Source organism: Streptomyces sp. NPDC002104 (assembly GCF_053593795.1).
The window spans coordinates 111555-134744 of sequence record NZ_JBSFDF010000017.1; the positions used below are offsets into that span (position 1 = coordinate 111555).

Consider the following 23190-nt stretch of genomic DNA (forward strand, 5'->3'; position numbering starts at 1 on the left):
GATCACGGGGCAGCCTTGAGGACCGGGGCTGCCGGCGGGGGAGGGGAGTTGTCGTGACGACGGGGTGGATGGCCGTTGCCGTGGCGGCCACGGTGTGCGCGGTGTCGGCCGGGATCGGGCTGAGCGTGGCGCTCCTGCGGTCCCGTACGGCCCACCGGGCGGCGATCGAGGAGCGCGGGTGGCTGCTGGAGCGGGAGCGGGAGACCGCCGCCCGCACGGCGGTGGACGCGGAGCGGGCCCGGATAGCGGCGGAGCTCCACGACATAGTCAGCCACAACGTCAGCCTGATGATCGTCCAAGCCGGGGCCGCCCGCGAGGTGTTGGCGACGATGCCGGTGGAGGCGGCGGCCGCGATGGCCGCCGTGGAGAAGGCCGGCCGTACGACCATGACCGAACTGCGGCACCTGCTGGGACTGCTCGCACCCGCGCAGGACGGCAAGGACGAACCGTACGGGGCCGGCGGCGGGGCCGGGGGCGGGGCCGCTGAAAGGCGAGACCCCGCAGCGGAGTTGGCCCCGCAGCCGAGCCTGAGCAGGCTCAGTCCGCTGATCGACCGGATAGCCTTCGCCGGGCTGCCGGTCGAGGTCCGGATATCCGGCGAGCCGCGGCCGCTGCCGGCCGGGATCGACGTCACCGCCTACCGGATCATCCAGGAGGCGCTGACCAACGCACTCAAACACGGGGACGGGGTGAAGGCCGAAGTGACGGTGAGATACGCGGACCGGGCACTGAGGGTGGAGGTGCTCAACAGCGGACCGAGCGTGCTGTCCGGCGACCGGATACCCGTGGCGCCCACGGGCGAGTCCGCCCGGGCCGGATCCACCGGATCCACCGGATCCACCGGATCCACCGGATCCACCGGATCCACGGCGTCTGTGCCGGCCACGCCGTCCACCGCCACACCGCCCCGCGCGAAGGCGGACGGTGCGGGGCACGGGCTGGTCGGGCTGCGCGAGCGGGTCGCCGTGTACGGAGGGGACTTCGACGCCCGCCGGCGCCTCGGCGGCGGCTACCGGGTGCGTGCCCGGCTCCCGCTGGAGCGGCCGTGACCACGCACGCCCCGGCCGCCGAGCCGGAACCGAACCCGAGGACCTCCTCGCCCCGGGTGGTCATCGCCGACGACCAGGAACTCGTCCGCACCGGGTTCCGCATGATCCTCACCGCCCGGGGGATCAACGTGGTGGGGGTGGCCGCCGACGGGGTGGAGGCCGTCTCGGAGGTGCGCCGACTGCGCCCCGACGTCGTCCTCCTCGACATACGCATGCCCCGCCTGGACGGACTGGAGGCCGCCCGGCAGATCCTCGCCGAAGCACCGGAATGCCGGGTGATCATGCTGACCACCTTCGACCTCGACCAGTACGTCTACGCCGCCCTCGCCGCCGGAGCCAGCGGGTTCCTGCTCAAGGACGTCACACCCGAATACCTCGCCAACGCCGTACGGCTCGTCGACACCGGTGATGCGCTGCTCTCCCCGTCGATCACCCGACGACTGGTGGAGCGCTGCGCCGCGGCATCGTCCGCGCGCGGCGGCGGTACCCCCGCGTCCCACCCCGACCTGGACGTCCTCACCCCGAGAGAGCGGGAGGTGCTCACCCTGATGGGCCACGGCCTGTCCAACACCGAACTGGCTCAGGAGTTCACCCTCTCGGAGGCCACGGTGAAAACCCACGTGGCCCGCATCTTCGCGAAGCTGAGCCTGCGCGACCGCGCCCAGGCGGTCGTCCTGGCCTACGAGACGGGCCTGGTCACCCCCGGCACGGGGTAGGGGTCAGCCGGCCGGCGGGCCGGAGTGTGCCAGGAGGTGCAGGCGTAGGGCGAGTTGGAGCTCCAGGGCGCGGGCGGGGGTGTTCCAGCCCTCGCCCAGGAGGCGGCTGATCCGGTCGAGGCGCTGCACGACGGTGTTCACGTGGATGTGCAGCGCCTCCTTGGCCTTGGAGAGGCTCGCCCCGTGGACGTAGTACGCCTGGAGGGTGCGGACCAGCTCGGTGCCGCGCTGGGCGTCGTAGGCGATGACGGGGCCGAGCACCTGCTCGACGTACCCGCCGACGTCACCGTGGTCCCCGAGCAGCAGGCCGACGAAGCCCAGGTCCGGCAGGGCGGCCCCGTGGCCGGTGTGGCCCAGCGCGTGCAGGGCCCGCAGGCAGCGCACGGCCTCCGCGTACACGGCGGGCAGCCCGGCCGGGTCGCCGGCCGGTCCGGCCGAGCCCACGGTGACGGGTGCACCCCACGCCTGCCCCAGTTCCGCCGCCAGGGACCGCGCGAGGTCCCCGGGCCGCTCGGCCGGGGCGAGCAGGACCACGTTGCCCTCGTGCAGCCCGGCCAGGCCGTCGAGGGCGCGGGCGCGGCGTGCCGCCTCCGCGGACAGCCGGGGCCGCAGCGCCGCGTCGCAGTGGAGCACCAGGAGGGAGTGCGGGCGGGCGAGGTCGACGCCGAGCTTGCGGGCCCGGATCGTCCGGCTTCCGCTGTCGGGGGAGTGCCCCGGGCTCCGCGGGGTCAGCAGCTCGCTGAGGAGTTCGCCGCGCACCCGGTCCTCGGTGTGGGCCACCGAGCGGCGCAGCAGCAGGAGGAGCGCGGTGACCAGGCCGGTGCGTTCGAACAGGCGCCTGTCGCTGTCCGACAGCTCCGCCCGGCCCGTCAGGGCGATGCTGCCCAGGAGTTCGTGCCCGGCCAGGACGGCGCAGACCCACACCCCGTCGACCGAGACGGCCCGGCCGCCGGCACGGGAGGCCGCCACCCCCTTGGCGGGGGCGCCGATCGGTTCGGTGGCGACCCGGGCCAGCTCGGCGCCCTCGGCGTCGTGCACCACGAGCCCGCCCCGCAGCAGCGCGGCCACCTCCCGGGCCACATCGGTGACGTCCCCGCCGCGCAGCACCAGGTCGGTGAGCCGGTCGTGCGTCTCGGTGGCCAGCCGGGTGGCCTCGCTGTGGGCCCGGGCGGTCTCGGTCGCGGCGTTCAGCTCGGCCAGCGCCGTACGGGTCTCCTCCAGCAGCCGCGCCCCGTCGATCGCGACGGCGGCGTGGTCGGCCAGTGAGGAGAGCAGCGCGACCGCGTCGGGGGTGAACGCGCGCACCGACCGGTCGGCGGCGTAGAGCACCCCGATGACCCGCGAGGCGACGCGCAGCGGCACACCGAGAATGCCCCGCAGCCCCTCCTCGCGCACCCCGGCGTCGATGGTGCTGGTGTGCCGGAAGCGGTCGTCTGTGCGGTAGTCGGAGCTGGCGTACGGCCGGGCCGTCTGCGCGACCAGGCCGCCGAGGCCCTCGCCCATGCCCAGGCGCAGCTGCTGGAAGGCGGCGGAGACGGATCCGTCGGTGACCCGCATGAAGGTGTCGCCGGCGACGGGGTCGTTGAGGGTGAGGTAGGCGCAGTCCGTGCCGAGCAGGGTCCGGGCCCGCCGCACGATGGCCCTTAGCACCGCGTCGAGATCGCGCAGGGCCGCGAGGTCCCCGGCCGTGTCGAACAGGGCGGTGAGCTCCGCCTCGCGCCTGCGGTGCTGGTCGAGCGTGCGCCGGATGTCGAGGGCGACCCGGGTCGCCTCCTCGACGAGGGCCTGATCGGCGGCGCCGGCGCCGGCCGTACGGGCCTGCGCGCCGGGCCGCGCGAAGTGCTCGACGGGCGCGCCCTGGGCGAGCAGGTCGAGGAGCTGCCGCAACGCGGCCGCGGGCGCGGTGGGATCGTTCACGGGGGCCATGCTGGCAGCCCTTCGGTACGGGAGGGCGAGCGGGTCCGCCCGCCGGGCCGGACGCACCGGTGGCGGCGGGCGGCCCGTGGGGCGGCCGGGCTCAGGCGGAATCGGAGACCGCGCCGGCGTACCCGCTCCCCGGGCCAGCCCCGGCCGGCGCCGCCGTGCCCGTCCCCGTCCCCGTCCCCGTTCCCGCTCCTGCCTTCGGGACGGACAGGTCGCGGCCCCGGGTCTCGCGGGCGAGAAGGACGGTGAGGGTGGTGACGAGGGCGGCCCCGGACAGGTAGACGGAGACCGGCACGGAGGAGTCGTAGTCCTTCAGGAGCTCGACGGCGATGATCGGGGCCAGGGCCCCCGCGATGATCGAGGCGAGCTGGGACCCCATCGAGGCACCCGAGTAGCGGACCCTGGTGTCGAACATCTCCGAGATGAAGGCGGCCTGCGGCCCGTACATGGCCCCGTGCAGCAGCAGTCCGGCGGTGACGGCGAGGGTGATGACGGCGAACGACTTCGAGTCCACCAGCGCGAAGAACGCGAACGCCCACACCGCCATGCCGACCGAACCGATCAGCGTCACGGGCCGGCGCCCGATCCGGTCAGAGAGCGCTCCCCAGGCCGGGATGGTCAGAAAGTGGACGGCCGAGCCGATCAGGAGCGCGTTGAGGGCGGTGGTCTTGGGGAGCCCGAGGTGGGTGGTGACGTAGACGAGGAGGAAGGAGGTGAGCACGTAGTACGAGATGTTCTCGCCGAAGCGGGTGCCGATGGCGGTCAGCACGTGCCGCCAGTCCTTGCGGAACACCTGGACCACGGGCGCCTTCTCCTCCTCGGCCCGCCCCGCGGCCGCGGCCTGCGCCGCGAGGAAGACGGGCGACTCGGACACGGAGAGCCGGATCCACAGCCCGACCACGACCAGTACCCCGGAGAGCAGGAACGGGATCCGCCACCCCCAGGACAGGAACGCCGCATCGGACTGGACGGCGGCGAGCAGCGCCAGTACCCCGGTGGCGAGCAGGTTCCCCCCGGGAGCCCCGGACTGCGGCCAGGAGGCCCAGAACCCGCGGTGCTCGGCCCCACCGTGCTCGGACACGATCAGCACGGCCCCGCCCCACTCACCGCCCAGCGCGAACCCCTGCACCAGGCGCAGCACGGTCAGCAGAACGGGCGCTCCGACCCCGATGCTGGCGTGGGTGGGCAGCAGCCCCATCGCGAAGGTGGCCCCGCCCATCATGAGCAGACTCAGCACCAGCAGCTTCTTGCGCCCGACTTTGTCCCCGAAATGCCCGAAGACGACCCCGCCCAACGGGCGGGCGAGGAACCCGATGGCGTAGGTGAGGAAGGCGATCAGCGTGCCCGTGAGCGGATCCGCGGTCGGGAAGAACAGCTTGTTGAAGACCAGGGCGGCGGCGGTTCCGTAGAGGAAGAAGTCGTACCACTCGATGGTGGTCCCGATGAGACTGGCGGCGACGATCCGCCGTATTCCGGATGGCGCCTTCGGATCGGCTGCGGTGGAGGCCATGTGAACCACTTCCAGGATGTCTGCGGGGACGTCGGGTGTGGCCACAACGTAGAAGTCCACAGGTCAGCGGTATATGTGGCGTGCCATCACAATCAAGCTCACTCGAATGTGCCCCATCGCCACATGAATCGAACCGATCCCCTCGGACGCCTCCGCGCCCCTCAGGAACTGAGGGGCGCGGGCCGGTCGGTCACTCCAGCCAGGGCTTCCACACGTTCTGGTTGCGGTCCACCCACTTCTTCGCCGCCTGCTCGGGTGACAGCTTCTCCTCGGCGATCATCAGGGACACCTCGTTCTGCTGCGCCTTGGTCCAGTGGAACTTCTTCAGGAAGGCGGCCGCCTTTCCGCCCGAGTTCGCGAAGCGCGTGTTCAGGTACTTCTGCAGCGGTGTGTTCGGGTAGGCGCAGGCCACCTTCTGCGGATCGTCCGCGCAGCCCTCGGTGTACTCGGGGAGCTTCACCTCGGTCATCGGGACACGTTCGAAGAGCCACTGCGGCTCGTACCAGTACGTCAGGAAGGGCTTGTGCTCCTTGGCGAACTGCTTGATCTGGGTGATCTGGGCCGCCTCGGAGCCGGCGAAGACCACTTCGAAGTCCAGGCCCAGGTTCTTCACCAGGGCCTTGTCGTTCGTGACGTAGGACGGCGAACCGTCCATCAGCTGGCCCTTGCCGCGGCTCTCGGGGGTGCGCAGCTGGTCGGCGTACTTGTCGAGGTTCTTCCAGTCGGTGACGTCGGGGTGGGCCTCGGCGAAGTACGTGGGGACGAACCAGCCGATGTGGCCCGTCACGCCCAGGTCCCCGCCGGGGGTGATGGTCTTCTTGCCCTCCACGTACCGCTTCTCCTGCTCGGGGTGGCCCCAGTCCTCCAGGATCGCGTCGACGCGGCCCTGGCTGAGGGCGTCCCAGGCGGGGACCTCGTCGACCTGGACGGCGTCCACGCGGTAGCCCAGCTCGTGTTCGAGGAGGTAGGAGGCGACGGCGGTGTTCGCCTGGGCGCCGACCCACGACTGGACGGAGAGGGTGACGGTCTTCGCGCCCTGTGCGGCGGCGTACGGGGAGGACTGGCGGGTCATGTCGGCGGCCCCGCAGCCGGTGAGGACGGCGAGTCCGGTCGCGGCGGCGAGGACGGTCGCGCCGCGGCGGCCGCGTCGGCCGCGTCGGCCGCGCGGGCTGAGCCGGGGGGTTGCGTCGCGCATGTCAGGCCTCCTTCACGGGCTGGGTGACGCGGTCGAGGAGCAGACCGAGGCAGACGATCGCGGCGCCGGCCACCAGGCCGGTGGCCAGGTCGCCCTGGGCGAGGCCGAGGACGACGTCGTAGCCGAGCGCGCCGCCACCGACGAGACCGCCGATGATGACGACGGCGAGGACCAGGACCACGGCCTGGTTGACGGCCAGCAGCAGCGCCGGCCGGGCCAGGGGCAGTTGGACCTGCCGGAGCAGCTGCGAGCGGGTCGCGCCGAGCGAGCGGACGGATTCGACGACGGTCGGGTCCACCTCGCGCAGGCCCTGGACGGTGATCCGGACGACGGCCGGCAGCGCGTACACGACGGCGGCCGCGGCGGCCGGTGCGCGGCCGACTCCGAACAGCGCGACCACGGGGATGAGGTAGACGAACTGCGGAAGGGTCTGGCACACGTCGAGGACGGGCCGCAGCAGCCGCTCGGCGCGGGCGCTGCGGGCGGCCGCGACGGCGATCGCGAAGCCCAGTACGAGGGTGACCGCGACGGCGGCCAGCACCTGGGAGAGCGTGTCCAGGGATGTTTCCCATACGCCGAGCACCCCGACGGCGCCCAGGGCGAGGACCGCGGTGAGTGCGGTGCGCCAGGTGCCCGCGAGCAGGGCGAGAGCGGCGGCCACGAGCAGGAGCAGCCACCAGGGGGCGGCCTGAAGTCCGCCGCGCAGCGGGTCGAGTATCCAGCCGGTGAAGCGCGCGGCCCAGTCGGCGGTGCCGCCGACGACCGGGACGCCGGAGTAGAGGTGATCGGTCATCCAGGCGACGGCCGAGTTCACCGGGGCGGCGAGGGAGACGGTCCAGGACTCGGGCCACAGGGTGCTGCCGGCGATGCGCCCGGCGACGGTGGCGGCGACCGCCGCGAGGAGGGTGAGGAGGCGGCCGTACCAGCCCGAGAACACCCGGCGCAGCAGGTTCTGTTCGCCGGCGGGCACGGTGGCGCCGATCCGGCGGCCCGCGGCGTCGGCGGTACGGTCCAGCACCACGGCGAGCAGCACGATCGGGATGCCCGCGGCCAGGGCGGCTCCGACGTCCACGGAGGCGAGGGCCTGGTAGACGCGGTCGCCGAGGCCGCCCGCGCCGATCACGGAGGCGATGACGGCCATGGACAGGCCCGTCATGATGGCCTGGTTGACGCCGAGCAGGAGCTGCCGGCGCGCGAGCGGGAGGCGGGCTGTCAGCAGCCGCTGGCGTCCGGTGGCGCCGAGCGAGGCGGCGGCCTCCATCACTCCGGCGTCGGCCTCGCGCAGGCCGAGGGCGGTGAGGCGGGCCATGGGCGGGGCGGCGTAGACCACGGTGGCGAGGACCGCGGCGGGCACGCCGATGCCGAAGACCAGCACCATCGGCAGCAGGTACGCGAAGGCCGGCAGGATCTGCATGGTGTCGAGTACGGGGCGCAGGGCGCGGTCGGCGCGCGGGGAGAGCCCCGCGGCGAGGCCCAGCAGCGCGCCGAGGACGACGGAGGCGGCGACGGCCACGGCCATCAGCGCGAGGGTCTGCATGGTCGGCACCCACATGCCGAGCAGTCCGCAGGCGGCGAAGGCGGCGGCGCAGGTCAGGGCGAGCCGGATGCCGGCGAGGCGCCAGGCGACCAGGGCGGCCAGGGCGGTGACCCCGGTCCAGCCGGCGGCGAGCAGGAGCACGTACACGGCGCGCACGGACACCACGACGCCATTGCTGATGTGGCCGAAGAAGTAGAGGAACAGCGGGTGGGTGTCGCGGTGGTCGATGATCCAGTCGCCGGCGCGGCCGAGCGGGCCGGACAGATCGACGGCCAGGGCCGCGGGCCAGCTGCCGGCGCCCGGGAAGGCCACGGCGAGCGGGATCAGCAGGGCGACGGCGACACCCATCGGGAGGAGGATCCGGCGACGCCAGGCGCGGCCGGGCAGGGTTGTGCGGGGGCGGTCCTGCTGCGCGGACGCGCCGCGCGAGTGACGCGGGCCGGCGGGCCGTTCGGAGGACTGCGGGGCTTCCGAAGGGGCGCCGGCGCGGGTGCCGGCCGGGGTGTCGGCCGGGGTGTCTGCCGGGGTACGGGTCGGGGTCGCGGTCATGCGCACCACCTCCGGGCATCGGGGACGGGGGGCGCGGGGCGGGCGGGGCGGGTCATGCCGCCACCCCCCGTCCGGTGGCGGCCGGGAGCCCGGCGACGACGGCGAGCAGCCCCGCGTCGTCCACGATGCCCAGGCAGCGGCCGCGGTCGACCACGCGGGCCGGGCCACCGCTGCGGGCGACGGCCTCGATGGCCTCGACCACGGTGGTGGCGGGGCTCAGTGCGGGGCCCCGGTCGGCCTCGCCCGCGGCGGCGGGGCGCATCGCGGTGCGGACGGTGAGCACCTGTTCGCGGGGGACGTCGCGGACGAAGTCCCGTACGTAGTCGTCGGCGGGCGAGCCGACGATCTCCTCGGGCGTGCCGAGCTGCACGATGCGGCCGTCACGCATCAGCGCGATCCGGTCGCCCAGGCGCAGGGCCTCGGCGAGATCGTGGGTGATGAAGACCATGGTGCGGCCCTCCTCGTGGTGGAGCCGGGCGACCTCCTCCTGCATCTCGCGGCGGATGAGGGGGTCGAGTGCGCTGAACGGCTCGTCGAACAGGAGCACTTCGGGGTCGGCTGCGAGGGCCCGGGCCAGGCCGACGCGCTGTTGCTGGCCGCCGGAGAGCTGGCCGGGGCGGCGCTCCTCCAGCCCTTCGAGGCCGACCTTGGCGACGAGTTCGGCGGCCTTGGCCCGTCGGTCGCCGCGGCTGACGCCCTGGATCTCCAGTCCGTACGCCACGTTGTCGAGGACGGTGCGGTGCGGGAGCAGGCCGAAGTGCTGGAAGACCATGGCGGTGCGGTGGCGGCGCAGGGCGCGCAGCCGGGTGGCGTCCATCGCGAGGACGTCCTCGCCGTCGATGGAGAGGCTTCCGGCGGTGGGTTCGATGAGCCGGGTGAGGCAGCGTACGAGGGTGGACTTGCCGGAGCCCGACAGGCCCATCACGACGAAGACCTCGCCCTTGCGGACGTCGAAGGAGACGTCGCGGACGGCGGCGGTGCATCCGGTGCGCTCGCGCAGTTCGGCGGCGGACAGGTCGGCATCGGGGGAGCCGGGGACCTTCGCGGCCGCCTTGTCGGGGCCGAAGACCTTCCACAGGCCGTCCACGGTGAACACGGGGGGTGCGGCGGGGGTGGCGGGGTTCGTGTTCACCGGGTGCCCCCTTCGCGGGCCAGCAGTTCGGCGGCTTTCTCGCCGACCATGAGCACTCCGATCATCGGGTTGACGGCGGGCATGGTGGGGAAGACGGAGGCGTCCGCGATGCGGATGCCTTCGAGCCCGCGGATCTTCAGCTCCGGGTCCACGACGGCGCCGGGATCGTCGGCGGCGCCCATCCGGCAGGTGCCGGCCGGATGGTAGACGGTGTGCGCGACGGAGCGGGCGTAGGCGCTCAGCTCTTCGTCGCCGGTGATCTCCGGGCCGGGGCACACTTCCCGCTTGAGCCAGCCGGCGAGCGGCTGGGTGGCGGCTATCTCGCGGGCGAGCTTGATGCCGTCCACCAGGGTCCGGCCGTCGTAGTCGTCCTCGTCCGTGAAGTAGCGGAAGTCCAGGGCCGGTTTGACCTCGGGGTCCGCGCTGGTCAGGTAGAGGCGGCCGCGGCTGCGGGGCTTGGGGATGTTGGGGGTCATCGACACGCCGTGCGCGGGCCGTTCGTAGCCGATGCGCTCGGGGTTGTCGGTGAAGGGGACCTGGTAGAAGTGGAACATCAGGTCGGGTCCGGCGGATCCGGGGTCGCGCCGGACGAACAGCCCCGCGTCGCTGTCCATCGCGGAGTTCTCCGGTATCGGGCCGTCGGTCTCCCAGACGATCACCGACTCGGGGTGGTCGAGCAGGTTTTCGCCCACGCCGGGCAGGTCGTGCACCGGGGCGATGCCGAGGGCTTCCAGGTCCGCGCGCGGGCCGATGCCCGAGTGCAGCAGCAGCCGGGGGGTGTCCACCGCGCCGGCGCACACCAGGACCTCGCGGCGGGCGGTCACCAGGGACTCCGTACCGTCCGAGGCGCGTACGCGGACTCCGCGCGCCCGGGTGCCGTCGAATTCCAGGCGGTGGGCCCAGGTCTCCAGGAGGATGGTGAGGTTGGGGCGCCGGTCCATGACGGGGTGGAGGTAGGCCACCGACGCGGAGGAGCGCTTGTTGTCCTCGGGGTGGTAGGCGAGATCGAAGAAGCCGGCGCCCTCGTGGAAGGGCTTGCGGTTGAAGCCCTCGATGCGCGGGACGCCCAGGGCGCTCTGCGCGGAGTCGACGAAGTCGCGCGCGATGGCGTTGCGGTCCTTCTCGTCCACCGGGACGATGTTGTTCAGGAGCCGGTCGAAGTACGGGTCCATGGCGGCCGCGTGCCAGCCCTCGGCTCCCGCCTGCGCCCACTCGTCCCAGTCGGACGGGAGCGGCTTGAAGGCGATCAGGGTGTTGTGCGAGGAGCAGCCGCCGAGGACGCGGGCGCGGCTGTGACGGATGTGCGAGTTGCCGCGGGGCTGCTCGGTGGTGGGGTAGTCGTAGTCGAGCTCGCCGCCGAGCAGGCCCATCCAGCGCCGCAGGGTGAGGACTTCGGGGCGGTCGACATCGCTGGGACCGCCCTCGATGACGGCGACGGTGACGTCAGGGTCCTCGGTGAGGCGGGAGGCGATCACGGAGCCGGCGGTGCCGCCGCCGACGACGACGTAGTCGTACTCCTGCTCCGCGGGGGTGGGACGGTCCGTGGGGGTGGGACGCTGCGTGGGGGTGGGACGGTGCGTGGGAGTGGTCATGCTCTGCTCCTCCTTCAGCCCGCGAACCAGCGCACGGGGCGCGGGGCGAGGTTTTGGTACACGTGCTTGGACTCGCGGTACTCGGCCAGTCCCGACGGGCCCAGTTCGCGTCCGATGCCGGACTTGCCGAAGCCGCCCCACTCCGCCTGCGGGAGGTAGGGGTGGAAGTCGTTGATCCAGACGGTGCCGTGGCGCAGCCGGCCGGCCACGCGGCGGCCACGGCCCGGGTCGGAGGTCCACACCGCGCCGGCGAGCCCGTACTCGGTGTCGTTGGCGAGCGCGACGGCTTCGGCCTCGGTACGGAAGGTCTCGACGGTCAGGACCGGGCCGAAGACCTCCTCCCGTACGACGCGCATCCCGCGGTGGCAGCGGTCCAGGACCGTGGGCCGGTAGAAGTAGCCCGGCCCGTCGGGGCGTTCGCCCCCGGAGCGGAGTACGGCACCCTCGGCGAGGGCGGAGGCCACGTACTCCTCGGTGCGTTCGCGCTGGGCCGCGGACACCAGCGGCCCGCATTCCACGCCCGGGTCGGTGCCGCGGCCGAGGCGGATCCGGTCGGCCCGGCGGGCCAGTTCGGCGACGAAGCGCTCGGCAACGCTCTCCTCGACGATGAGCCGGGACCCGGCGGAGCAGACCTGGCCGCTGTGCATGAAGGCGGCGTTCAGGGCCTGGTCGACGGCGGTGTCGAAGTCTTCCTCGGTGGCGCAGGCGTCGGCGAAGACGACGTTGGGATTCTTGCCGCCGAGTTCGAGTGCGACCTTCTTGACGGAGTCCGCGGCCGCGCGCATCACCTTCGTACCGCTGGTGAGACCGCCGGTGAAGGAGACGAGGTCGACGTCGGGGTGGGCGGCGAGGCGCGCGCCGACGGGGTCGCCGGGGCCGGTGACCAGGTTCGCGACGCCGGCCGGGAGACCGGCCTCCGCCAGCAGGCCGATGAGGGCGACCGTGGACAGCGGGGTGATCTCGCTGGGCTTGAGCACGAAGGTGTTGCCCGCGGCGAGGGCGGGAGCGATCTTCCAGGAGGCCTGGAGGAGGGGGTAGTTCCACGGGGTGATCAGGGCGCAGACCCCGACAGGCTCGTGGACGACGACGCTGTGGACGTCGGGGGTGCCCGCGTCGATCACGCGGCCCGCGCTCTCTCCGGCGACGAGGTCGGCGAAATAGCGGAAGGCGTCGGCGACGCAGTCCACGTCCACGCGGCCCTCTTCCAGGGTCTTGCCCGCGTCGCGGCTTTCCAGCAGACCGAGGCTTTCGCGGTCGCGGTGCAGCAGATCGGCGGTGCGGCGCAGCAGGGCGGCGCGCTGCAGGACGGGGGTCCGGGGCCACTCCCCGCCGTCGAAGGCCGCGCGGGCGGCGCTGACGGCCGCGTCGGTGTCCGCGGTGCCGCCCTCGGCGACGACGGCGAGGACCGTGGCGTCCGCCGGGTCGAGGATCTCCCGGGTGGCTCCTGTGACTGCGGAACGCCAGGTCCCGTCGATGTGGATGGTCGTCTGCTCGGACACGACTCGCTTTACCTCCGATTCCACCACTGCGGCTCACCCGCGGTGGTGTTGTTCGTTCCCCGGTGCCCCGGTTCGCGGAAGCCATGTCCCATCCGTCACTGGAAGTGACGGGAGTCACGCCCCGTCACTCTGGGGATGTTCGGTATGTATCGGGTCATATCGGGCGCATCGGGGAGCGCCGGGACGGCCCGTCGCGGGCAGGTCGCGGCAGGCAAGGGGCGCAAGGGGCGCAAGGGGTGCAGGGTCTTCGGCGGTCAGCACGACGGCGGTCCCGACACCCAGGAGGGTGCCGGGACCGCCGTCGTCGTGCGGGGGAAGCGATCAGGCGGGGCGGCCGCCGAAGGGGGCGCCGGTGCCGTAGTAGGTGCCCAGCTCCTCTCGGTACCCGGCGTCGCCGAGGTGCTTGTCCCGGTGGAACTCGGGGGCGTTCTTGATCTGTTCCTTGGTGCGGTCGACGAAGACCTTCTTGTCCTCCGGGTCGACCCTGACCACCGTGCTCGCCGGCAGCAGGACCTCCTTGCCGAAGATCCAGACCCCGGTGTCGACCACCAGGTAGGCGTCACCGACCTCGTCGGAGTGCTTGTCGACCTTGCCGATGCCGCCGTCGGTCGCCTCGACCTTGTAGCCGGTCAGATCGGTGCCGGCCAGGTGGCCCGAAGTCGGCTGGTAACTCCACACATGTTCAGTCACGCGAAAAACAACTCCTCCGGTCAACGGGGGACGGCGGGAAGCGAATTCTCCGCCGGTCCTCCTTGTTCCGTACGTCGTGCTCGACGGACGTGCTGCATTCCGCCTGAACTTCGGATGCCCTGACTTTCGGAGTTCACGCACTCGATCGCACGGGGGAATCGTGCCGGCCCCGGCCCCGGGCCCGGCAACATCCGAAAGAGGCGGCCTAGTAGTAGCCCTTCGTGCCGTCGAGCAGCTCCCTGACGATGTCCGCGTGCCCTGCGTGCCGGCCCGTCTCCTCGACGAGGTGAATCAGCATCCAGCGGAGGTTGGCGCTGCTGTCGTGGAAGTCGGGGTGGCAGCCGGTGTCGTCCAGGTCCGCCGCGGCAACGATCGCGTTGCTGCGGGTGCACTGGGCCTCGTACTCCGCGAGGAGCTCCGCGAGGGGGCGGCCGCCGGTGTGCCAGTCGGCGTTCTTGCCCGACTCGCCGAATGCGGGGTTCTGCCTCTTGTCGCCGCCGAGGAACAGCACTTCCAGCCATATGTGCTCGGTCCAGCGCATGTGGGAGATGAGACCGGCCATCGTCATGTCCGGTGAGGTCGGGATGACCGGGCGGCGCGCGTCCTCGTCGCTCAGCCCTTCGCATTTCCAGCGCAGAATCCGCCGTTGCAGGTCCAGCCAGCCGATGAGCGCCGTGCGTTCATCCGCTTGGCGCGGGGGGCGTTCCAGTTCCGATGACATGGCGGCGGACGCTACCAGGGCGGTCGGGAGGGGTACCTGGGCGACGGGCTCGTCTTCCACCGGCACGACGCCCGGCGTACCGCCACCACCGGGCCGGCGGCGACCGTGAAACTCGCTGTCCGGTCACCGGAGCACGGTGATAGACATCCGGCGTGGAAAAGAATCTTGAGTTCCCTGACCTGTTGCGACTGATCGATGAACGGTCGGCTGCCTTCCGCGCCGTGGTCGCCGCCGCGCCGGGTCTCGACGCGCAGGTGCCGACCTGCCCCGGGTGGACGCTGTTCGATCTGGTGAAGCACCTGGGTGGGGGAGACCGTTTCTGGGCCGCCATCGTCGCCGCGGGGTCTGCGGACGCTCCGCCGGCCGGAGCCGTGGCCGAGCGCGCCGCGCTGGAAGTGCCGCAGGAGCGTGAGGCCCTGCTGGCCTGGCTGGACGCGTCGACGCGGCTTTTGCTGGAAGCCCTGCGCGCGGCGGGACCGGAGAGCGGTTGCTGGACGTGGTGGCCCGCGTCGCAGTCACCGCAGACCGCCGGCGGCACCGCCCGGCACCGGGTCCAGGAGAGCGCGGTGCACACCTACGACGCCCAGCTCGCCGGGGGCTCCCCGCAGCAGCTGCCCGTCGGGCTGGCACTCGACGGTGTGGAGGAGTTCCTGTTCACCGTCTGCGCGACGCCGAGTGCCTGGCCGCACGAGCCCACGGCCTTCGACTTCCACGCCGCCGAGGGCCGCTCCTGGCGCCTCGCCGTCGACGGCGACGGCGCACGCATCACCCGTATCCCCGCGCCCACCGCAGCGACCGGCGAGGACTCCGACGCAGCCGGTGCCTCCGTCCACGGCACGGCCAGTGAGCTGGTCCTCTACCTGTACGACCGGATCCAGGCCGACTCCTTGCACGTCGACGGGGACCCGGGGCTGCTCGACCTGCTCCGCGCCTGGGAGCCGGAGGAGAAGTAGGACGTGGCGGGAGCGGTTGGCCGCGCCGCGAACCGGTCGGACACGACTCTTCGCCAGGTTCGTCCGTCATGGCACCGCACCCCGAACCCGCACGGCGGCCTCGGGGTGTCCCTCGGGGCGTCCCTCGGGGTGTCACCAAGCCGACCGTCCGCCGGGACGGCAGTGCGAACGCATCGGGCGAGATTCTCTTGGGCCGCTTGGCCCACTCGGCCGCTCGGTCGCGCCGCCACCGGGCAGAACATCCACCATGGACAGCAATCACGAGATGGACCCGGAGCATCAGGTCCCGGACGGTGTCGACGAGAAGACGGTGCGCGCGTTGGGTGCGCTGTCGAAGGCGTTGGAGACCACGGAACGAGCCCGCGGTCATCTCTACGGGTTCCACCAGCTGACCGGGACCGCGGACTTCGAGCTCGGCGACGCGGTCAGGCTGCTGCGTGAGGCGGGCCACGAGGAGCAGGCCGCCCGGGTCGAGCGCGAGATCGTGGGCCGCAACGTCATCCCCGGGCACTGGACGTTCCAGATCATCGAGGCCTACAACGAGACCTACTACCGGCCCTTTGCCGCAGTGGAAGGCGACATCGTCGACGAGCTGGCCGGCGGGCGCGACCACCTCCTGGAGGCCCGGCTCAAGACGATGCGCCGCACCCACCACCATCCCGACCACACGGCCACACCACCCTCCTCCTCCCCTTCCTGATGCGAAGGCCCAGCCAAGCGGGGGAGGCCGGGGCGCTCGCACGGAACTCCGCCGCCGGGCCGGCCTCCCTCTCGGGGCCGGGACCGAGCGGTGCGCGGAGCTGACCCTCACGTCGCGGCGTGCGCTCCGACAGCCTGCCGGTACGCCACGTGCCCGCCCAGTGCACCGCTGACGGCCACGGCAGCCAGTCCGCCCAGGGACCACATCCGCCCCTTCGCCGGGTGGCCCTGGAGCCGCGCCTTCAGGGACGCGGCGTAGCGGGCCACCGCGGCCACGTTGGAGACGGCGTGGGCCAGCCCGACCCGGGCCTGCTCGGGCGGCAGGTCCGCCCAGTCCGCCCAGCCGGCCACTGCTGCCGGGGCGACGCCGGCCAGACCGACGGCGGTCAGGGTGGTCGCCGCGTGCCGGGCTCCGGGTACCGCGTCCAGTACCGAGGCCGACAGCCAGCATCCGATGGGCACCTGGACGAGCACGGGATGCACGGGGTGGCCCAGGGGCCTGCCGCGCAGCAGATCGCGCGCGCCGCCCAGCGGAAGCGAGCGGATGCCCTTCTGCAGGGCCCTGATGGCCGGGTCGGCCACCGTGTCCGTTCGAGCCGGTCCAGAGCTGTGAGCCAGCAGGCCGAGGCGGTGTGGAGTGCTGCCGCAGGGACGGCCGGGGGCGCGGTGTCGCGGGTGCGTGAGTTCATGCATGACGCCTACCCGCCACCACGCTGCCATCCCGCCCGGGCCACGACTGCACCCGAACGACCGGCCCCCGACCTTCCCGGACGGGTGGCGCGGGTGCCGCAGGGGATGGGTGGAGGAGAAGGGGGCAGACGCCAGTCGTGAGAGGAGGGACGATGACAGGTGCACCGCGTCGTATGGCTGGTCTGAAAGGCGAGGAGGCCCGACGGATCGCCCGCGAAGTCCTGTCGGCCGGCGGCCTGGGGGAGCGCCTGGTGGACGACGTGCTGCTGGTCGTTTCGGAACTGGTCACCAACGCGGTCCGTCACGCCGGCGGTGTGACCGATTTTCACGTCCGGTATCTCCAGCACTGCCTCGCGGTCGACGTGTCGGACGCGTCTTCGCTGTGCCCGTGCACGCCGGACAAACCGGTCGGAGTACCGGGAGGATTCGGCTGGCTGCTCGTCAACCGTATCGCCGCCCGTACGGAGATCCGTCGTGGCATCGGCGGCAAGACGATCACCGCGTTCTTTCCCGTTGGCTTCGCCTGCTGAACCGCGCGTTCCGCTGTGCCGGCGGCGCCCTCGGGGCGGGCGGCCTGCAGACATGCTTCCCGCCGCCCAAGGTCTCGGTCTTCCGGCCTTCGAAGGTCATCGATCGAGCGACGTGGTCACGCGGCCTGCCGGGCGGCTGTCTGGGAGGATGCGCCGTATGGATGTGCGGAGCAGGAATCACGTGACGGTGACGGGGCGGGCCGGTGCGCCGGTGGTGATGCTGGCGCACGGGTTCGGATGCGATCAGAACATGTGGCGTCTGGTGGTGCCGGCCCTCGAGAAGGATTTCACCGTGGTCCCCTTCGACCACGTGGGGTCGGGCGGCTCGGACCTGTCGGCATGGAGCCGGGAACGCTATTCCACGCTGGACGGCTATGTCGACGACGTGCTGGAGATCTGCCGCGATCTGGCTCTCGGGCCGGTGACGTTCGTCGGGCATTCGGTGAGCGCGATGATGGGCGTGCTCGCCGCGGCGCGGGAGCCGGAGGCGTTCGCCGGTCTGGTGCTGCTCGCCCCGTCCCCCTGTTTCATCGACGATCCCGCCGCCGGCTACCGGGGCGGGTTCAGCGCCGAGGACATCGAAGAGCTGCTGGAGTCCCTGGACGCGAACTATCTGGGCTGGTCCGGTGCCATGGCGCCGGTGATCATGGGCAACCCGGAGCGTCCGGAACTGGGCGAGGAACTGACCAACAGCTTCTGCCGGACCGATCCGGAGATCGCGCGGGTCTTCGCCCGCGTCACGTTCCTGTCCGACAACCGGGAGGACCTCGCGAAGGTGACGGTACCCACGCTGGTCGCGGAGTGCTCCAGTGACGCGATCGCGCCGCCCGGGGTGGGCGCGTTCGTGCAGTCGCGGATCCCCGGCAGCCGGCTGGTCACCCTGAACGCGACCGGCCACTGCCCCCAGCTCGCCGCCCCGGAGGAGACCGCCGCGGCGATCGCCGCGTTCGCCGGAGCAGCCCGGTGATGTGCGAGACCAACGGCGCGGAAGAGGGAAGCCCCATAGACGAACGCGGGCCGATGGACGAACAGGCGCAGTTCTCGGCCCTGTTGGAGGACAGCGCGGAGGACCTGTACGAGCACGCTCCGTGCGGGTACCTGTCCACGCTGCTGGACGGCCGGATCGCGAAGGTGAACGCGACCCTGCTGAACTGGCTCGGCTACGGACGCGGCGACCTGGTGGGCCGCAAGCACTTCTCCGACCTCCTGACCGTAGGCGGCCGGATCTACCACGAAACCCATTTCGCCCCGCTCCTGCGCATGCAGGGCGAGGTCAGCGGCATCGCCCTCGAACTGAAGGCCGCCGACGGCTCCCGTCTGCCGGTCCTGGTGACCTCGACGGTGAAGTCGGGCGACGACGGACAGCCGCTGCTGATCCGCACCACCGTCTTCGACGCCCGCGACCGCCGGGCCTACGAAACGGAGCTGCTGCGCGCCCGCAAGGAAGCCGATCTGGAGCGCGACCGCCTCAAGCGGCTGAACGTCACCCTGCAAAGGACCCTGCTGCCGCCGGCACTGGCGAACGTACCGGGCCTCGACGTGGCCGCGCACTATCACGTCGCCTCGGCGGACGAGGTCGGCGGCGACTTCTACGACCTCTTCCCCCTGGCCGCCGGCGCCTGGGGCTTCTTCCTGGGCGACGTGTGCGGCAAGGGCGCAGCCGCAGCGGCCGTCACCTCCCTCGTCCGCTACACGCTGCGCGCCGCCGCCGTGTACGACTCGGCTCCGGCCGCCGTCCTGGCCAACCTGAACACGGTGCTGAACCACGAGTACAACGGCACCGACCCCCGCTTCTGCACCGTCGTCTTCGGTTTGCTCACGCCCGACGGCGACCGGGGCGGCTTCCACATCACCCTGGCGAGCGGCGGGCACCCTCCCGCCCTGCTGATGCGCGCCGACGGAACCGCCGACTACCTGCCCACGCCCGGCGGGCAACTCATCGGCGTCCTGCCCGACGCCCACATCGCCACCACCACCGTGCACCTCGCCTCCGGCGACACCCTGCTCCTGCACACCGACGGCCTCACCGAAGCCCACACGGCGGGCGGCGGCAAGGGCAGGTACGGCGACGAGGCCCTGCTCGGCCTCGGCCGCGCCATGGCACCCACCACCGCGGCCGACACCATCGACACGGTCCGGTCCCTGCTCGACAGCCTGGACACGGGCGTGGACGACGACGCCGCCGTCCTGGCCATCCACGTACCCCGACCCACCAGTGAAGAGCAGCAGTGACCCGGAGCCTGACCATCCGCACCCTCACCAGCACCGCCGGAACGGTCATCGAACTGGCCGGGGACCTCGATCACCACACCGCCCCCGAGGTCCGCGCCGCCCTGCCGGCACTGGAGCTGCACCCGGGCCAGCAGCTCACCGTCGACCTCGGCGGCCTCACGTTCTGCGACTCGAGCGGCATCACCGCGATCATCGCCGCGCGCAACCATGCCCTGGCGGCCGAGGCGACCATCGCGCTGGCCGCGGTCCCCGACCGGGTGAGCCGGATCTTCCGCATGGTCGGTCTCGACCAGGTCTTCGCCAGCCACCCCACCGTCGACGCCGCCGAGGCCGCCTGGCGGCCCACCACGAGCTGACCTCACCAGAACAAGCCGCAGCTCAGCTCGCCGGATACGGAGCGGCCTTGAGGCAGCGGGCGAGGTGGGCGGTGTTCGCGGCGAGGGTGGCCGTGGTGCCCGCGGTCTTCTCCGGTGTCTTCTCGAGGTCCTGGTAGTCGGTGCTCTGCATCGCCTCGCCGACCCAGTAGGTGACGGCGTTCGGGGCGAGGGAGAACCCGGCATCGTTCAGGCCCTGGTAGAGGTCGGCGCTCACCTTGTGTGCCCCGTCCTCGTTGCCGACGACGCAGACCGCGGCGACCTTGCCGTAGGTGAGCATCCGGCCCTCGTCGTCGGTCTCGGAGATCTCCGCGTTCAGTCGCTCCATGACCTTCTGGGCGATGCTGGAGGGATGTCCGAGCCAGATGGGCGTCGACAGGATCAGGATGTCGCAGCCGAGGATCGTGTCGCGGATCTCCGGCCACGCGTCGCCGTCGCCCAGGTCGGTGCTCACGCCGGTCTTCACGTCGTGGTCGGCGATCCGGACGGTCTTTCCGGTGACTCCGTGCTCGGCGAGTGCCGCCATGGTCTGTTCGGCCAGCAGCTGGGAGCTGGACGGGGCGGGGGAGGGGGAGAGGGTGCAGACGAGGGCGACGGCACGGAGCGGGGTGTTCTTGTTGGGGTCCATGATGCGCGGCTACCCGCCCACCCCGCTTTGATGTGACCGGCGATCCTCTTCGTCCCCTTTGGGTCCATCCCCTTGGGGTTTTCACGTGCCGCGCGCCGCTTCGACGTCCGGTGCGATGCGCAGGAGCTCAGCCGCGCCGCTCAGCTCCAGCAGCCGGCGCAGCTGGGGAGGCAGGGGGCCCGCGACCGTGAACCGGGGGAGCTGGTGATGGGCCTGTACGAGGAGCCGCAGGAGTCCGGAGTCGGCGTAGACGATTCCGGAGACGTCGATGATCGTCTGCAGGGCCGGGCCGGCCTTGGCCTTGGCCAAGGCCCTGCGGAACGGCGCCAAGGTCCCGCGGTCGAACGCACCGGCCAGGACGAGGACGAGCGTGCCGTCCCCGCGATCGGGCAGCGGGGTCACGCCGGTCCCGCTGAGCGTGCCGGCCAGCCAGGAGGCGTACGTCGGTCGTCGGCCGCTCCGCAGGAGCCGGGCCGTGGTGGCGCGGGACCGGAAGGGGAGTCGCATGGTGCCTGCACCGCCCGTCCGCGTCAGCGGGGTGCGGCTCGGTGGCCGAACCAGCCACGGCCCCGGCCCCGAGGGGTGTCCGCCACGGGGGCACCGGTCTCGGCACGGGCGTCGTCACGCTGCCTGATGAGATCGTCGCGCTCGCGGTCGACCACGGCGGCCTCGCGGCGCGACGCCCCGCGCTCGTGCCTGGCTCGCGACGAGCGCCGGGCGGACCGGCGGGCACCGATCATGATCATGGCCAGGCCGAGCAGGGCCACGGCTCCCACGATGATTCCGCTCAGGAAAAGGGATCCGGTCGAACCGGTGGCGTGGTATCCGAGAATCGAGAAATCCCCGCCGGGTGTGCCGATTCCGTGGCCGACGCCCATATTGCCGAATATTCCCATCAGGGCGACGGCGGCGGCGATGATCAGAATGATGAGTCCGAGAATGAGAATCATGGCCTCGCTCCTTCGATCCGTGCCTGGACAGGCTGCCGGATGCGGCTTGCGCCTACCCTGGTTGTGAAGCATCAATCGAGGTGGGAGGACACCATGCTCGTCCTCGGCATCATTTTGCTCATCATCGGTTTCGTCACGGGAATTTCGATCCTGTGGACCATCGGGATCATCCTGTTGATCGTCGGAGCCGTTCTCTGGATCCTCGGCGCGGCCGGTCACGCCGTGGGGGGCCGCAAGCACTACTGGTGACCGGAGTCCAGCGGCCAGGCGTCCCGGCGCAGCGGGATTGGCACGGAAGGCGGTGGGCACGCGCGGTCCACGCACCGCGCGCCGCCGCCGCACTCGATCTCCCTGCCGCCGCATCCCTGCCGCCGCACCCGATCTCCCCGGAGAGGGGCCTCTTCCATGGCCGTACGCAGCCACCTGATCCACTGCCCCCCGCAGACCGTCTGGGAGGTGCTCGCAGATCCGGAGCGCTACGGCGAATGGGTCGTGGGGCCGTCCGAGTCCACCCCGCTCGATCATGCGTGGCCCGCGGTCGGAGCCCGGCTCCGGTACACCGTGCGGCTGGGTCCCTGGAAGGCCGAGGGGATCACGACCGTACGGCACCAGGAGCCCGGCAGGGAGCTGGAACTGGAGGCGGCGTTCAAAGCTCTGGGTACGGCGAGGATCTTCCTGCAGATCCGGCCGTGGGGAGAGGAAACCCTGATCGTGTGCGACGAGCATCCCCTGCGTGGTGTGGGCGGCGCTCTCCACAACCCGGCCGTCGAAGTTCTCCTCCAGCTCCGCCACCGGGGGATGCTCGCCCGCCTGGCAAGGCTCGCGGAAAAGGACCGGGCGGGGGAACGCCGTGCCTGACGCGGTGGTGATCGGGGCCGGCCCCAACGGGCTGGTGGCCGCGAACCTGCTGGTGGACGCGGGCTGGAGCGTGGAGGTCCTCGAAGCACAGCCGGAGCCCGGCGGGGCCGTGCGCAGCGACCGGGGCGTCCATCCCGACTACGTTTCGGATCTCTTCAGCGCCTTCTACCCGCTCGCCGCGGCTTCCCCGGTCCTCGCCCGCCTCGACCTCGCCGCCGAGGGTCTGCGCTGGAGCCACGCCCCCTCCGTACTGGCCCACCCGCTGCCCGACGGCCGCTGCGCGGTCCTGGAACGCCGGCTCCAGGACACCTGCGACGGACTCGCGGAGTTCGCCGCGGCCGACGCGGACGCCTGGAAGGACATGTACCGCACGTGGAGCCGGATCGGGCCGGATCTCGTACAGGCCCTGTTCACTCCCTTCCCGCCCGTCCGCTCCGGGCTCCGGCTGGCCGCGGGGCTCCCTGCCTCAGGAGGGTTGCGCCTGGCCCGGAAACTGACCCTTCCCGTGCGGCGCCTGGGCGAGGAGGAGTTCGCCGGAGAGGCGGGCCGGCTCCTGCTCGCCGGCAACGCCCTCCACGCAGACCTGGCTCCCGAGGCCGCGGGCAGCGGCGGTTTCGGCTGGCTGATGTCGATGCTCGGACAGAGCCACGGCTTTCCGGTCCCCGCAGGGGGCGCGGGCGCGCTGACCGCCGCGCTCGTGAACCGGCTGCGCCGCCGCGGGGGAGTGCTGCGCTGCGGGGAGCGGGTCGCCTCCGTCGTCGTACGCGGCGGTACGGCGGTCGGGGTCGTGACGGCCGGCGGGGAGAGCGTCGCCGCACGGCGGGCCGTGCTCGCCGACACCTCGGCGCCGGTCCTGTACCGCGACCTGGTCGGCGAGGAACACCTTCCCGCCCGGCTCCTGCGGGACCTGGAGCGCTTCCAGTGGGACTTCGCGACCTTCAAGGTGGACTGGGCGCTGACGGGACGGGTTCCGTGGACGGCCCCCCGGGCGGCCGGTGCGGGGACGGTCCACGTGGCCGACGGCATCGACGGCCTGACCCGCTTCGCCTCCCAGCTCGCCATGGGCCAGGTACCGGACGAGCCGTTCACCCTGTTCGGCCAGATGACCACGGCGGATCCCAGCCGCTCGCCGGCGGGTACGGAATCCGCCTGGGCCTACACCC

The 23190-nt window shown here is 72.3% G+C and carries 24 protein-coding genes; 11 read left to right on the forward strand and 13 right to left on the reverse strand.

The features are described 5' to 3' along the window. The first annotated feature begins 53 nt into the window (after nucleotides 1-53). Together ACWCP2_RS17280 and ACWCP2_RS17285 are read left to right on the forward strand one after the other, a co-directional pair. Nucleotides 54-1049: a sensor histidine kinase gene (locus ACWCP2_RS17280; protein ID WP_450909420.1), complete on the forward strand. Its 996-nt coding sequence runs from the start codon at nucleotides 54-56 to the stop codon at nucleotides 1047-1049. A gap of 101 nt (nucleotides 1050-1150) precedes the next feature. Then, on the forward strand, nucleotides 1151-1765 hold the full coding sequence (locus tag ACWCP2_RS17285) for a response regulator (RefSeq protein ID WP_450909444.1): 615 nt from the start codon (nucleotides 1151-1153) through the stop codon (nucleotides 1763-1765). A gap of 3 nt (nucleotides 1766-1768) precedes the next feature. Here the strand turns inward: ACWCP2_RS17285 and ACWCP2_RS17290 are convergent, their stop codons facing one another. From ACWCP2_RS17290 to ACWCP2_RS17330, 9 genes are all read right to left on the reverse strand, one after another. Then, nucleotides 1769-3691: a helix-turn-helix domain-containing protein gene (locus tag ACWCP2_RS17290; protein WP_450909421.1), complete on the reverse strand. Its 1923-nt coding sequence runs from the start codon at nucleotides 3689-3691 to the stop codon at nucleotides 1769-1771. Nucleotides 3692-3782: 91 nt separating this feature from the next. Beyond that, entirely contained in the window at nucleotides 3783-5198 is a 1416-nt protein-coding gene (locus ACWCP2_RS17295; protein WP_450909422.1) for an MFS transporter, read from the reverse strand. 190 nt (nucleotides 5199-5388) lie between these two features. Further along, entirely contained in the window at nucleotides 5389-6270 is an 882-nt protein-coding gene (locus tag ACWCP2_RS17300) for an ABC transporter substrate-binding protein (RefSeq protein ID WP_450909445.1), read from the reverse strand. Between the two features lie 124 nt (nucleotides 6271-6394). Continuing rightward, nucleotides 6395-8278 carry an ABC transporter permease subunit gene (locus ACWCP2_RS17305; RefSeq protein ID WP_450909446.1) on the reverse strand — a complete coding sequence of 628 codons (1884 nt, stop codon included), beginning with the start codon at nucleotides 8276-8278 and terminating at the stop codon, nucleotides 6395-6397. Between the two features lie 253 nt (nucleotides 8279-8531). Continuing rightward, entirely contained in the window at nucleotides 8532-9611 is a 1080-nt protein-coding gene (locus tag ACWCP2_RS17310; protein WP_450909423.1) for a quaternary amine ABC transporter ATP-binding protein, read from the reverse strand. Next, on the reverse strand, nucleotides 9608-11203 hold the full coding sequence (locus tag ACWCP2_RS17315; protein ID WP_450909424.1) for a GMC family oxidoreductase: 1596 nt from the start codon (nucleotides 11201-11203) through the stop codon (nucleotides 9608-9610). The genes ACWCP2_RS17310 and ACWCP2_RS17315 overlap by 4 nt, the downstream gene beginning before the upstream one ends. Nucleotides 11204-11217: 14 nt before the next feature. Continuing rightward, nucleotides 11218-12702 carry an aldehyde dehydrogenase family protein gene (locus tag ACWCP2_RS17320; protein ID WP_450909425.1) on the reverse strand — a complete coding sequence of 495 codons (1485 nt, stop codon included), beginning with the start codon at nucleotides 12700-12702 and terminating at the stop codon, nucleotides 11218-11220. Nucleotides 12703-13023: 321 nt separating this feature from the next. Continuing rightward, nucleotides 13024-13392 carry a PRC-barrel domain-containing protein gene (locus tag ACWCP2_RS17325; RefSeq protein WP_450909426.1) on the reverse strand — a complete coding sequence of 123 codons (369 nt, stop codon included), beginning with the start codon at nucleotides 13390-13392 and terminating at the stop codon, nucleotides 13024-13026. A gap of 205 nt (nucleotides 13393-13597) precedes the next feature. Then, complete coding sequence (locus tag ACWCP2_RS17330; protein WP_450909427.1) at nucleotides 13598-14113, reverse strand: DinB family protein; 516 nt, start codon at nucleotides 14111-14113, stop codon at nucleotides 13598-13600. Between the two features lie 152 nt (nucleotides 14114-14265). Between ACWCP2_RS17330 and ACWCP2_RS17335 the strand changes: the two genes are divergently transcribed. After that, a complete protein-coding gene (locus ACWCP2_RS17335; protein ID WP_450909428.1) occupies nucleotides 14266-15066 on the forward strand; it encodes a maleylpyruvate isomerase family mycothiol-dependent enzyme in 801 nt (266 codons plus the stop codon). Between the two features lie 247 nt (nucleotides 15067-15313). Continuing rightward, complete coding sequence (locus ACWCP2_RS17340) at nucleotides 15314-15766, forward strand: hypothetical protein (protein ID WP_450909429.1); 453 nt, start codon at nucleotides 15314-15316, stop codon at nucleotides 15764-15766. A gap of 107 nt (nucleotides 15767-15873) precedes the next feature. Here the strand turns inward: ACWCP2_RS17340 and ACWCP2_RS17345 are convergent, their stop codons facing one another. Further along, on the reverse strand, nucleotides 15874-16347 hold the full coding sequence (locus tag ACWCP2_RS17345; RefSeq protein ID WP_450909430.1) for a DUF2231 domain-containing protein: 474 nt from the start codon (nucleotides 16345-16347) through the stop codon (nucleotides 15874-15876). A 260-nt stretch (nucleotides 16348-16607) separates the two neighbouring features. Between ACWCP2_RS17345 and ACWCP2_RS17350 the strand changes: the two genes are divergently transcribed. The 4 genes from ACWCP2_RS17350 (at nucleotide 16608) to ACWCP2_RS17365 (ending at nucleotide 19573) form a co-directional block, all read left to right on the forward strand. Beyond that, on the forward strand, nucleotides 16608-16985 hold the full coding sequence (locus ACWCP2_RS17350) for an ATP-binding protein (protein ID WP_450909431.1): 378 nt from the start codon (nucleotides 16608-16610) through the stop codon (nucleotides 16983-16985). A gap of 157 nt (nucleotides 16986-17142) precedes the next feature. Further along, on the forward strand, nucleotides 17143-17952 hold the full coding sequence (locus ACWCP2_RS17355; RefSeq protein ID WP_450909447.1) for an alpha/beta fold hydrolase: 810 nt from the start codon (nucleotides 17143-17145) through the stop codon (nucleotides 17950-17952). Further along, the gene (locus tag ACWCP2_RS17360) at nucleotides 17952-19217 is read left to right on the forward strand and encodes a PP2C family protein-serine/threonine phosphatase (protein WP_450909432.1); all 1266 of its coding nucleotides are present in this window, start codon (nucleotides 17952-17954) and stop codon (nucleotides 19215-19217) included. Before ACWCP2_RS17355 ends, ACWCP2_RS17360 begins: the two co-directional genes overlap by 1 nt. Further along, nucleotides 19214-19573 carry an STAS domain-containing protein gene (locus ACWCP2_RS17365; RefSeq protein ID WP_450909433.1) on the forward strand — a complete coding sequence of 120 codons (360 nt, stop codon included), beginning with the start codon at nucleotides 19214-19216 and terminating at the stop codon, nucleotides 19571-19573. The genes ACWCP2_RS17360 and ACWCP2_RS17365 overlap by 4 nt, the downstream gene beginning before the upstream one ends. Before the next feature lie 22 nt (nucleotides 19574-19595). On the opposite strand, the gene ACWCP2_RS17370 is transcribed toward ACWCP2_RS17365, so the two are convergent. From ACWCP2_RS17370 to ACWCP2_RS17380, 3 genes are all read right to left on the reverse strand, one after another. Beyond that, nucleotides 19596-20219 carry a flavodoxin family protein gene (locus ACWCP2_RS17370; RefSeq protein ID WP_450909434.1) on the reverse strand — a complete coding sequence of 208 codons (624 nt, stop codon included), beginning with the start codon at nucleotides 20217-20219 and terminating at the stop codon, nucleotides 19596-19598. Between the two features lie 81 nt (nucleotides 20220-20300). Beyond that, a complete protein-coding gene (locus ACWCP2_RS17375) occupies nucleotides 20301-20726 on the reverse strand; it encodes an STAS domain-containing protein (protein ID WP_450909435.1) in 426 nt (141 codons plus the stop codon). 23 nt (nucleotides 20727-20749) lie between these two features. Beyond that, complete coding sequence (locus ACWCP2_RS17380; protein ID WP_450909436.1) at nucleotides 20750-21169, reverse strand: hypothetical protein; 420 nt, start codon at nucleotides 21167-21169, stop codon at nucleotides 20750-20752. A 93-nt stretch (nucleotides 21170-21262) separates the two neighbouring features. Here ACWCP2_RS17380 and ACWCP2_RS17385 point away from each other — a divergent pair, with 93 nt between their 5' ends. The 3 genes from ACWCP2_RS17385 to ACWCP2_RS17395 form a co-directional block, all read left to right on the forward strand. Continuing rightward, entirely contained in the window at nucleotides 21263-21418 is a 156-nt protein-coding gene (locus tag ACWCP2_RS17385; protein WP_450909437.1) for a DUF6131 family protein, read from the forward strand. Nucleotides 21419-21574: 156 nt separating this feature from the next. Continuing rightward, nucleotides 21575-22027, forward strand: coding sequence for an SRPBCC family protein (locus tag ACWCP2_RS17390; RefSeq protein WP_450909438.1), 453 nt, complete (start codon nucleotides 21575-21577; stop codon nucleotides 22025-22027). Further along, on the forward strand, nucleotides 22020-23190 hold a 1171-nt coding region (locus ACWCP2_RS17395; RefSeq protein WP_450909439.1), incomplete at its 3' end, for a phytoene desaturase family protein. The genes ACWCP2_RS17390 and ACWCP2_RS17395, both read left to right, overlap by 8 nt.